Annotated in this window: 9 protein-coding genes; 1 reads left to right on the forward strand and 8 read right to left on the reverse strand. The window is 43.6% G+C overall.

The genetic code is table 11. The features are described 5' to 3' along the window. The coding region (locus tag A3756_RS10700; protein WP_156490407.1) for a chromosome segregation SMC family protein at positions 1 to 2007 on the reverse strand (2007 nt) is incomplete at its 3' end. Between the two features lie 308 nt (positions 2008 to 2315). Between A3756_RS10700 and A3756_RS10705 the strand changes: the two genes are divergently transcribed. After that, the gene (locus A3756_RS10705) at positions 2316 to 3275 is read left to right on the forward strand and encodes a GGDEF domain-containing protein (RefSeq protein WP_068516688.1); all 960 of its coding nucleotides are present in this window, start codon (positions 2316 to 2318) and stop codon (positions 3273 to 3275) included. An 18-nt stretch (positions 3276 to 3293) separates the two neighbouring features. Here A3756_RS10705 and A3756_RS10710 read toward each other — a convergent pair whose 3' ends face one another. From A3756_RS10710 to A3756_RS10740, 7 genes are all read right to left on the reverse strand, one after another. After that, on the reverse strand, positions 3294 to 4010 hold the full coding sequence (locus tag A3756_RS10710; protein WP_068553483.1) for a hypothetical protein: 717 nt from the start codon (positions 4008 to 4010) through the stop codon (positions 3294 to 3296). 8 nt (positions 4011 to 4018) lie between these two features. Then, positions 4019 to 5203, reverse strand: coding sequence for an iron-containing alcohol dehydrogenase (locus A3756_RS10715; protein ID WP_068516696.1), 1185 nt, complete (start codon positions 5201 to 5203; stop codon positions 4019 to 4021). Positions 5204 to 5215: 12 nt separating this feature from the next. After that, the gene (locus A3756_RS10720; RefSeq protein WP_068553484.1) at positions 5216 to 6604 is read right to left on the reverse strand and encodes an aldehyde dehydrogenase family protein; all 1389 of its coding nucleotides are present in this window, start codon (positions 6602 to 6604) and stop codon (positions 5216 to 5218) included. Positions 6605 to 6618: 14 nt separating this feature from the next. Beyond that, a complete protein-coding gene (locus A3756_RS10725) occupies positions 6619 to 7992 on the reverse strand; it encodes a glutamine synthetase family protein (RefSeq protein WP_156490408.1) in 1374 nt (457 codons plus the stop codon). Between the two features lie 154 nt (positions 7993 to 8146). Then, a complete protein-coding gene (locus tag A3756_RS29250; RefSeq protein ID WP_068553486.1) occupies positions 8147 to 9448 on the reverse strand; it encodes a DUF1302 family protein in 1302 nt (433 codons plus the stop codon). Positions 9449 to 9459: 11 nt separating this feature from the next. Next, on the reverse strand, positions 9460 to 10344 hold the full coding sequence (locus A3756_RS10735) for an outer membrane lipoprotein-sorting protein (RefSeq protein WP_068506535.1): 885 nt from the start codon (positions 10342 to 10344) through the stop codon (positions 9460 to 9462). Continuing rightward, the coding region (locus A3756_RS10740; RefSeq protein ID WP_156490409.1) for an RND family transporter at positions 10341 to 11559 on the reverse strand (1219 nt) is incomplete at its 5' end. The genes A3756_RS10735 and A3756_RS10740, both read right to left, overlap by 4 nt.

The raw sequence follows: 11559 nt of genomic DNA on the forward strand, positions 1-11559 counted from the left end.
TATTTTTGCGATAACATTTGCACGCTCAAGAACGCCTGCCTCGGTATCACCGGGCCTGTATACTCTTGCCCATGTTTGACCAAACCAAAGGCCATCAGTACATATAACAGACTCGTGCTCCGCCAGTGTAGCAATAGCAAGCTGTGCTTGCTCTTTTGAATCAGCAACTTTGATATCGTTTAGTATTAAAATTACTTGAGACGGTGCACCTTCAACATATTGAGCAAGTGATCCAGATTTTGCTACAACATTAGAGTTTGATCCATTTTTATCCTTATCTAATAAGGTAACAGAACCTTCCAGAGTTGATGTTTCGCAATTCAGAATAAGATCCGTTGCTACGCCGTCGGAAACCAAAGAGTTCATCCAATCATGAAGCGCTTGCTGAACAGCAATTTCCCAACCTGAAGTGACCTTAAGCTCATTCATCAGCAATGGCAGCTGATCAATACCCATCTGCCGCTTTTGCGCAGAAACGCTAGAATCATCACCCAAGACAGATTCTTGAAGTGTTACAAGCGAAGCGAGGACAGCTTTCTGCTCCGATATCTTTGCATGCAAGATAGACTTCTGATCGCTTAGTGATTCAATCTTGTCTTGTTGTTGCTCAATTTTAGGCAATATGTCATCAACTTCCTGCTGAGAGCTTAATAGTTTTTCATCTACTATCAACTGCTCCTCTTCCCATTGACCATGATCTAGCTCTTCAATACTTCGCTGCACATCAATAGAGGAGTGAGATAGGCGTTCATGCCGTATTTCGAGCTCTTGAATTCGTTCTTCTGTTTGCTGGATCTTAGCTTGCTCAAGCTCTGCGCTTTTTTGAGCATTTGCAGAGTCCTGGTTAAATTGATCCCACCGAAGTTGCCAGGATTCCATGTCAGATTCGCGCATTTCCAGCTCGAAAGAGGATTGCTCAAGCTGCTCCTGAAGCTCAATAAATACCGCTTCAATTTCTTCTAGATCCGCTAGCACAAGCTCATGTGTTTCATGGTCAGCGGACAATACCTCGTCAATTTCAGCAATTTCCTCTTTAAGCCGACTAACCTGTTGCTCCTGCTCGAGCTGGCGGCTCTTAATAAACTTAAGTTTTTGCTCTAGCGCAGCAATCTCACCGCCAGACTGATAAAATTTTGCCTGAAACTTATTGAATACCTCTTGCTTGTCTTCAAGTTCAGTACGCAGCACATCCACTTTGTTTTCATTGCTATTCTTAGCAATAACGGCATCTTCTATTTCTTTTTCATATTTAACAGACAGATCGGACTTGCCCGATAGGTCCTGATCGAGAAGATCCCAATATACAAAATGAAGTTTTGCAGAGAGTAGACGTTCTTCTTTCTTGAATTCAGTATAACGTTCAGCTGCATTTGCTTGCCGTTTAAGGTGCTGAAGCTGCTTACCAAGTTCTTCACGAATATCGGCCAAGCGATCAAGATTGTCCTGAGTTCGACGCATACGGTTTTCTGTCTCTCTGCGACGCTCTTTATATTTGGATATTCCTGCTGCTTCCTCGAGATATACGCGAAGCTCTTCAGGCTTGGACTCGATTAAGCGGGATATCATCCCCTGCTCAATAATTGCGTAAGATCGAGGCCCCATTCCCGTACCGAGGAAAATATCAGTAACATCTCTTCTTCGGCACTTAGTGCCATTTAAGTAGTATTGAGAGCTACCTTCTCTTGTGACCTTCCGCTTTATTGATATCTCAGTGAATGAAGCATACTCACCACTCAGCTTGCCTTCCTGATTTTCGAACAACAACTCGATCGATGCTTGTCCGACGGGCTGTCTACCGGTAGAGCCATTAAAGATAACATCAGTCATCGACTCGCCACGAAGGTTCTTTGCCGAACTTTCACCCATCACCCAACGAACAGCGTCGATAATGTTTGATTTACCACACCCGTTAGGCCCAACGATAGCGGTCATATTGGTAGAAAAAGGAACCGTCGTCGCATCTACGAAAGATTTAAATCCGGCTAACTTAATGGACTTTAAGCGCATTGCTCAGAAAGTGCTCCAAAACTAATAAATGGGTTTTCAAAAATTTTCGCTATTATCTACGGTTCAAGGCGCTATTTCTATCAATATGTTGAGAATATCGACGAAGCAAGTGGCGACGCACTGCCGTGACGGCCTTTAGAGGCCGAATATTGAGACATTTTTTTGACGAACCGGCAAGCCGCAACGCAACAAATCGCGTCAATAGTTTGTTCAATCACATCTAAAGCATTGTTTATAAGCTGTTTTTCTGGCTTGGCCCACAATTTGTATTAATTAACAATACTGGAACATTATTGTGGAGCCATACGATGAGCGGTAACGAACGAAACGATACAACAATTGATTTTAATAAGGCTAAGATAGTATCTACCTATCGCGATCTAAATAAATCAATTAGCGACAATAACGATATTATTTCTCGCTTAACTCGCCGCCTCCAAACCACGCTAGATTGTAGTGACATCATTCATATGTTTGCGAGTGAAGTCCAGACTTTGGTGTCATTTGATCAAATGAAACATGAAGCTTCCAATCAGAGCCCTATCACAATTGGTGATAAATCTGGTGTACATTCTTGCCAGTACAACCTCACCATGGACGAAACAGAATTAGGCGCAATTACCTTTTCTAGAAAGAAGCGCTTTCTTGAAGAAGAACTTTCCATTATCGAGCGCCTGGCTAGCACCTTGGTATTTCCTTTACGAAATGCAAAACTATATCAAGCAGCACTTCAATCAGCGCTTAGAGATGAGTTAACGGGTTGCGGCAATAAACGCGCACTTGATGCCAGCTTACACAGAGAGGCAGAGCTAGCGACACGTCACAACACCCCTCTTTCCGTTCTCATGCTTGATATTGATCATTTTAAACACGTCAACGATACATACGGACACCTAGCCGGTGATAGCGTCCTTCGCGACCTTGCAGCGACAATCAAAAAGTGCGCGCGTGGAAGTGATTTGTGTTTTCGCTACGGTGGCGAAGAGTTCGTATTAATTCTAGATGATACAGATGCCAATCAAGCTTTAAAAATTGCTGATCGAATCAGGCAGAGCGTAGAGCAACACACCTACCTATATAAGGGCAAAATTATCCCTGTAACCATTAGTGCTGGTACCTCGACCTTCATTCAAAGTGAAACCCTTGATAGCCTGAAAGAGCGAGCAGACAAGGCACTATATAGTGCAAAATTGAATGGTAGAAACCAGGCAGTTTCAAGCGAGCTAAATGACACCCTAACTACCTTGCCGATAAGTCACGCACATTAACAGCCACCAAAACCAACATCACGCTTTCTGAAGTAAAAATTTCGAAATTACACTTAGGAAACCCCTGTTATCCAGAGGTTTCGCTAAGGACTCTAGACCAGCCTCAATTGTATTAGCAGGGATTCGGTCGCGACGATCATTCATTAAGGCTTCAGAGTATTCACAAGTCCATTCCGGGTGCCCTTGGATACTAATCAAGGAATCACTCCATTGAACGGCAAAGTATGGACAAAAATCACTTGTCGCTAGAAGCTTGGATTCTTGCGGTATATTCTGGACTTGATCTTGATGGCTAACAATCATATTAAGGGCATTTCCCTCAAAGCCTAAGTCATAGGCGCACTTGGTTAATTCATTACTTGAAACACCTACACCCCAACCTTTAGAAGATTTCTCAACCGAACAATTCTTTGCTAAAGCCATGATCTGATGACCAAAGCAGATTCCAAACACAGGTATCGATACTCGATCCAGACATTGCACAAACTCTACTAATTTACTTATCCAGAACTCATTATCGTAGACACTGGCTTTGCTCCCAGTGATCACATAAAAACGAAAATCCTGTATCTGTTTAGGATATTCACCTTTACGCACATCATAAGTAAAAAACTCTAAGCTATGCGAGACCTGCGTAAAGCAATCTTCAACCATACCCGGATAGTTTCCGAAGTCGGTCCGGAACTTATCTAGCACGTCATCACACTGCAAAATGGCGACTTTATAGTTATCCATTATGCAGCCTACGCCCCTTCCCCAGGCGTTTCATTTACGCCTTGAATGGCATTTCCGATCAAGCGCGCATAATCAGCTGACGACAGCTGGATAGGGTTGCCACCAGCTGAAGGATCTTCAACAGACATGGCAGCTAATTTTTGTACATCGCCTAAGTTGATACCGATTTCATCTAAGGTACGTGGTATACCAAGGTCTGCTCGAAGTTGGTGGACCCAAGAAATAAACGAGTCTGCGGAACCTCCGTCTAGGTCAAGATATCTCGCGGCGCGCCCGAGCTTTGTTTTGATTTCACTATAATTCTCTTCGAGGACATAAGGCATCAAAATAGCATTTAGAAGACCATGATGCGCACCATATGTTGCACCTATAGAATGTGCGATAGCATGCATCGCTCCCAAACCTTTCTGGAACGCTGCAGCCCCCATACTTGAAGCAACCAGCATATGCATCCGCGCTTCTAGGTTATCGCCATTTTCGTATGCAAGCTGGAGATTTTCTTTAATCAGGCGCATACCTTCAAGCGCAATACCCTCAGCCATCGGGTGGTAAGAAGGTGAGCAAAAAGCTTCAAGGCAATGTGATAAGGCATCCAAGCCCGTTGCAGCGGTAATTTTAGCTGGCAAACCTGTCGTTACGTTGGGGTCCAATATCACTAGCACTGGTAGCATCTTTGGGTGGAATATAATCTTCTTTAGGTGTTTTTCTGAATCAGTAATGACAGAAGCACGACCAACCTCTGAACCTGTTCCAGCTGTTGTAGGAATTGCAATAACAGGTGCAACACCCTCCTCCTTTACCTTGCACCAGTTATCGCCAACATCCTCAAACTCCCAAATAGGTAGCTCTTGCCCAACCATTAAAGCAATTGCTTTTGCTGCATCAAGTGCTGAGCCACCACCAAAAGCGATTACTGAGTCATGCTTTGAGCGTTTAAACTGCTCAACACCGCGGCACACATCTTCTTGATTCGGGTTGGCTGATACCTGATCATAAACATCAAACTTAATGTTTGCGCGCTCAAGTGTCTGCTTGAGTTCATCACAAATAGGTAAGCTCGAAAGACCGGGATCCGTCACGATTAAAGGATGTTCAAATCCCTTTTCCTGGCACTGAGTAGCGAGCTCAGCCAAACGACCGGCGCCCGAAATAATCTGATTCGGGTAGTTCCAGTTCCCCTCCAATATATGCATAGTCAATTACTCTCAAATAGATTTTATATGGTAAGACTTTAGTTGGATGTAATTATCAAAGCCGTGCACAGACAAAGAGTAACCACGCCCGGTATTTTTCACCCCTGTCCACACCAATTCGGGATCTAGAAAATCACAGCGATTAACAAAAAAAGTACCCGTCTCAATCTTTTCGCCTAGCGCAGTCGCAGCCTCTAGGTCATTGCTATAAATAGCTGCACTCAATCCCAGGTCACTGTCGTTCATAAGCTTTACTGCTTCTTCATCGGAGCTAACAGCCATTATCCCCACAACTGGACCAAAGGTCTCATCACGCATTACTGACATCGAGTGATCAACATTCGTCAGCACTTGAGGTGCTAGATAGGCCGTACCATTCTGATCAAGAGGGAAATTTGTGACATCGATATTGGCTTTGGCACCTGAATCAATTGCGCCTTGAATCTGTTTGCGTATTCTTGCTGCCGCCGAAGCATTGACTACCGGACCAAGCGTCGTTGCCTGATCATTTGAGCAACCCAGGACATACTCCCGAGTAAGCTCTACAAAGCGCTCGACATACGCACTATAAATTGACTGATGAACATAAATCCGTTCGAGCCCACAACACGACTGACCGGAATTAAAGAAAGCACCATCTACAGTTGATTCAACAGCATATTCAAGGTCAGCATCACTACGAATATAGGCCGGATCCTTGCCCCCTAACTCAAGCGTTAGGTTAATAAACCTACCTGCACATGCTTTTTCAATATCTTTACCGGCCTCGACAGAACCAGTAAAGGTCACAGCCTTTATGGAAGGTTGCTCCAGCATAGTCTTGGCTGTGTCATGACTCATATGAAGGCATTGTAATACGCCCTGAGGAAGACCCGCGTCGGCAAAAGCCTCTACAATACGTTCACCGCACAAAGGTGTTTGGGCTGAATGCTTTAGGATCACCGAGTTACCAGCTAATAAAGCTGGAATAATAGAGTTGATCGGTGTGTGTAGAGGGTAATTCCATGGTGCTAGAACTGCTACCGTTCCAACCGGACACTTTTTAATGAAGCGCTTAAACCCAGGCTTATCGTCAACCTCGTTTGACGCAAGGCATCGATCAGATATTGAGATCATATGACGGGCGCGTGCTGCAAAACTGGAAACTTCGCCTTCTGCATATCGTATCGGTCGTCCCATTTGCCAACATAGCTCTTCAGCTATAAGCTCTTTTTTTTCTTCAAAGCACTCTACAGCTAACGAACAAATGTGCTTCTTTTTTTCCAAGGGTACCAAAGCCCAGTCATCTTGCGCTTTATCTGCAAGCAGCACCGCTTCAAGCATCTGCTCTTCGCCAACCAACTCTCTTTGAACATATAGAGAGCCATCAATTGGCGAATAGGTTTTCAGTTTTCTAGCCATAATATGTCTTCTAGTTAAATAATCTCGAAATACCGGTCCATTTCCCAGTCACTAATGTGCTTGCGAAACTCTCGCTCTTCCCATTCTCGGCTCGATGCAAAATGCTCTACAAAGGCATCGCCAAATAGGCCTCTCGCCTCTTTAGACTCCTTTAGAGCTTGCGCCGCCTCCCAAAGTGTTGCAGGAAGTTTTAATGCGCTGGGATGCGTTTGTGAATACGCATCACCAACAACCATTGGTGTCGGTTCAAGTTTGTGCTCGATACCATACAAACCTGAAGCAAGCGCCGCTGCCAAGGTTAGATACGGGTTACCATCTGCCGAGCCTAAACGATACTCGACTCTCTGCGACTTCGCTGAACCAGGTATAACGCGCAGCGAGCAAGTACGATTCTCAACGCCCCATGTAGCATCGGTTGGCGCCCAAAAGCCTGGAATTAGTCGCGTATAACTATTAACCGTTGGCGCAATCAATGACAAGAACTTTGGCATCAATAACTGCTGACCCGCAACGAAATGCCTTTGAGTATCACTCATCGAATAATCTTTACTTTGATCAAAAAAGACTGACTCATTTGTCTTCGCATCGTTTAAGGAAATATGAATATGGCCGCTTTGGCCTGGGTAGTCGGCCGACCACTTAGCCATAAAGGTGGCCATCAATTCATTTTTTTGGGCCAATACTTTAATGAAAGTTTTAAATAGCGACGCTTTATCGGCGGCATTTTGTGCGGTATCAACAGCTATCGCAGCCTCAAGAACACCTGGCCCGGTTTCTGTATGTAGACCTTCAATCGGAAAATCCATTTCCTCCGCAAGCCCAAGGATTTGTGCATATAAGTCGTGATGAACGCTTCCCCTTAAAACAGAGTAACCAAAGTTATCCGGCGTAAAAGGCTCAAGGTTTCGAAAGCCTTTTTCTCTTACGCTTTTTGGGGTTTCGTTAAATAGAAAGAATTCATACTCTAGCGCTGCATTGGCAGAAAAGCCCATTGAGTCTGCTTTTTGTAATATCCTATTCAAAAGATTGCGCGGACAGAGCACTGCCGCGGCACCTACGAATTCACAAATAAAAAGTAAAGTACCTTGCTCAAAAGGAATCTCCCTACAGCTTTCGGGAATAATTCGTACAGAGGCATCTGGGTAGGCTGTATGCCAGCCAGTGTAACTGACATTGTCGTATAACTGATCTTTCGAGTCCCAGCCCAAAACAACATCGCAAAAACCAAAACCCTTGTCGAGCCCAGCAAAGAACTTATCTTTGCTCATATATTTACCGCGCATCACGCCGTCTATATCGAAAAGACCAACTTTGACATGCTTTATTCCACGAAGATTTACAATATGCTTCGCATCTTCAATCGTTTTTACAGATCTGGCTTCCATCATATTATCCAAATATTTTTATTTTATAATCGCATCTAGCCTTAAGTTTAGGTTAGAAATGTTACATGCGCATAAAACTGCGGTGCATTAATAAAAACTAAGAGGAAATTACTAACAATGCGAGATAAGTGGGAGCTCGCTAAGCAATTAGAAATCGCTAGAATTGGGCTTCTATTTTAAAGGTGCTGCTAAGTTTTGAATCAGGATAAACTGGGTCATTTGAGCCGCTTTTGCTGGCATAGCTAAGCGCAAGAGATAACTGAACATAGTCATTAAAGTCATACTCAGATGCCAGATTCAACACAAATAGCTCAGAGACAGTAGACCAAGCCCCAAGCACACTCAAGCCGAGCACATCATTAAAGTACTCCTTGCTCCATGAAACATTCCAGATCTCGTTATAGATGGTACGATTCGTATCTTGCTCTAGACTTTTAAAACGCCATACACCAGCATTCACTTGATGATTAGCGGCACTTAGATATTCAAAACCTAGCGCAATTTCAAGCCTGTTTTCTAAGTTTTCAGGCCGACCACTCAGCGCATATACTGAAGAGAGTTGATTTGTTTTATAGGCCAAATCAAGCTCGTACATAATGCTTCCCTGATTGATACCCAGCGAAAGCCCATAGAGTNCGTAACGCTGACTATAAGGTGTGCTTTGAAAAGTATTCTTATCGATTAGTATGGAGAAATGATTAGCATACAGGCGGGCATAGCTTAACGAGAGATCAAAAGCCTGCTTAGCCAAACTTAAACGCCCTCCCCATTCGTCGCCCATCCCTGATCTGGCAATACGTTCTAATTCGCTTTCGAAATGAGAGAAACGATTCAACAGAGCATCTTCTTGATAGAACAGCTCAGCTGTAAGATCGTTTTGATAGCAGCGAAAAAGAGCCATCTCTGACGAGAGTCTGATATCACTAAAATCAGTCAATAAGGGTTTAGTGAAGTCAACTGGTGATATGACATCAAGCGCATTAGCACCCTCTACTCGCCCCCAGAACAAGGTTTGACGTCCAAGCTTTGCAACGCAATCCGAAAAACTTACCTGCAACCAGGCTTCATTTAACTCTCTATTCGTATAGGACTCTCCATAGTCACGAGATAGATTCTCTGGAGAGAAAAAGTGTGTTACCTCATAATCTATACGTGCATACGCACCCGACCAAAGGGGTGTATCCAGCTCAAGCCTCATACCAATATTTGACTGTTCAACATGCCGACCGTATGCCAATTCACGCGTGACAGACGCGCTAAATATATCTATGAGCATAGCTGAAGACGAACCTGGCCTTTCGTGAGAGTCTTCGCCTAGTTCGAATTCATCGCTAAGTAACAGTGATTCTTCAGCAAGTAAGCTAGTATCATCGTAGACCTCATCCTGCTCTAGTAAGTCTTCACATATAGCAAGGCCACAATATGAGAGCAAATAAGTGACTAGTAGGAATCTAAGCATTAGTGTAACTATCACTTAAAGTGCTTTCTCAGTTTCGACAAATGCTGTTCACGGAAGGCAAAATCGTTGAGGCTACGCTGGGTCAAAAACGCTTCATCTAGCGCAACGCCAAGAACAACTTGTTCATTTACGATGGTTGATAAGCGCTTAGATTGCAGATTAAAGACCGTAATTTCACGCGCTAGCCACTTCCCGGACAGCTTCTCGTATTTTTTCATCAGAGTGCGTTTGTAAAGCTTGCCATGCTTGTCGTAACCTTGCACTTTAAGCGCTACAAATTTTTCTTTATCAATCCATAGAAGTAGCTTGCTATAGTTAGTCTTTCTTAGACGCACAGGCTTTGGTTTCGCTTCTATAACCCAAACTTGAGTTTGACCGTACTTTCCTTCTTGCAAAATCTTGTAGTCATATTCATCAGTTTTGCCACTTTCCATATCTTCTGTTGTAAACTCAGAACCAAAGAAAGCGACTGGTTCTTGATCATCAGATGAGCCACTCACCATTCGTTTCACCTTCCCCAAGGCAGACAGGTATAACCAAGACTCGGTATCTCTTGAATCATCTTCGTAGCTATATGTCAGCATGCCCACACCTTTTTCGCGGGCGGGTTCTAGAATGATAGAGATAGCTTTGCTGTCTTTTTTATTAACGCCAGCCTGAATGCTGTAGGATTCAAATCGTTTGATTCGTTTTGACTCGGTGCACGACACTTTCTTGCTCTTGATTTGAAAAGGACAAGAAGAAAGTGTCGATAGACTTAAGTTCATATCAGCCGTTTCTCGCTGAACTACATCCACTTTTTCCATAATACTTTTCGCATCATTAGCAGCTTGAGACAGTGTGCTAAATGCAATTAGCATCACCAAGGCCGAGACCTTAAAGCTTATCGTTTTCATGCGCCGACCTCCTCTTGACGAACAAGCGCTGCCATATGTTTTTTCCGCCCTAAATCTGGTTTTAGCCAGCTTATCAAGGCAGGCAGTAATAGTAAGTCTGAAGACAAAGCAACTACGATTGATAATGAACCAAAAATACCGGTTTTTGCCAGTCCCATATAGTCTGAGAAGGCAAGCATTGAAAAGCCAATCCCTAAGACTAGGGTAGTAAATGTTACCGCCTGGCCAACTTCTGAGATGGTGCTTTTAAGAGCCGCGTCAACATCACCAAGTTCAAACCACGCATCTCGATAATGTGCAACAAAGTGAATAGTGTCATCCACGGCAATACCAATAATTAAGGGAGCAATAATCAACGTGTCCGTATCTAAAGGTATATCTAGCAAGCCCATCAGACCGAAGGTAAAGAATGCTGGCAGGAGATTAGGAATCATTGAAATCAACCCTGCTTGCACAGAACCTAAAGAGAATATTAACAAGATCGTGATAATAACCAGTGCAAAAGCGAAACTCTTGATTTGTGCCCAGCTGATGTGATCGATTAACTCCATCATTAAGGCTAACTGACCTGTAACACTTACTTCAAGATCTGGATACTGAGCCTTTAAAGGTTCAAAATAACGATCTAGGTCAAGTTGAACCTGCTCAAAGAAATGGGTGTATTCGAACGAGCCCTTGTTCCGCAATTGAGCTGAAATATGAGTCTTGGAGTAGTCATCGCTTACAACATTTCTTCGGTCTCGGCTGTTGGCATTATCAAAGAGGTAAAGAAGCTGCGCCGCTAGAACTGGGTCTTCCGGCACGCGATCATAAGTGGGGTCCCCTTCATGCATTACCTTATTTGTATCTTTTACGAAATCAGCCAAAGAAAAGGTTTTAACAACGCTGTCAGGGTAGGTTTCGACCAAGTGAGCCTGGAAGGCATCAATCACCTTAAGTACTGCCGGTTCTTTAAGCGCATCAGACGATTTCATGTCAACAATAAACTCGAGATTCTGTGCCCCCATCATCTCCTTGTCGACCAAATCGTAAGTAACCCGAATCGGTGCATCTTCTTTTGCCAATTCGACTAAATTTGAGTCAATTTTTACTTGAAGCGTACCAATTACAAACAAGCCGAAAAGCGCGATATAACAAAGCGTGACAACTTTACTCTTTCTTTTAATGTACGCGGGTATTTTATCAAGGAAGTGTTGAAGCGAACTTGCTCTTCCT

This window comes from Oleiphilus sp. HI0086, assembly GCF_001635225.1.

Bases quoted from the DNA above. Each gene is read 5' to 3' on its own strand.
- A3756_RS10705 (WP_068516688.1), top strand. From the start codon at position 2,316: ATGAGCGGTAACGAACGAAACGATACAACAATTGATTTTAATAAGGCT.
- A3756_RS10710 (WP_068553483.1), bottom strand. From the start codon at position 4,010: ATGGATAACTATAAAGTCGCCATTTTGCAGTGTGATGACGTGCTAGAT.
- A3756_RS10715 (WP_068516696.1), bottom strand. From the start codon at position 5,203: ATGCATATATTGGAGGGGAACTGGAACTACCCGAATCAGATTATTTCG.
- A3756_RS10720 (WP_068553484.1), bottom strand. From the start codon at position 6,604: ATGGCTAGAAAACTGAAAACCTATTCGCCAATTGATGGCTCTCTATAT.
- A3756_RS10725 (WP_156490408.1), bottom strand. From the start codon at position 7,992: ATGATGGAAGCCAGATCTGTAAAAACGATTGAAGATGCGAAGCATATT.
- A3756_RS10735 (WP_068506535.1), bottom strand. From the start codon at position 10,344: ATGAAAACGATAAGCTTTAAGGTCTCGGCCTTGGTGATGCTAATTGCA.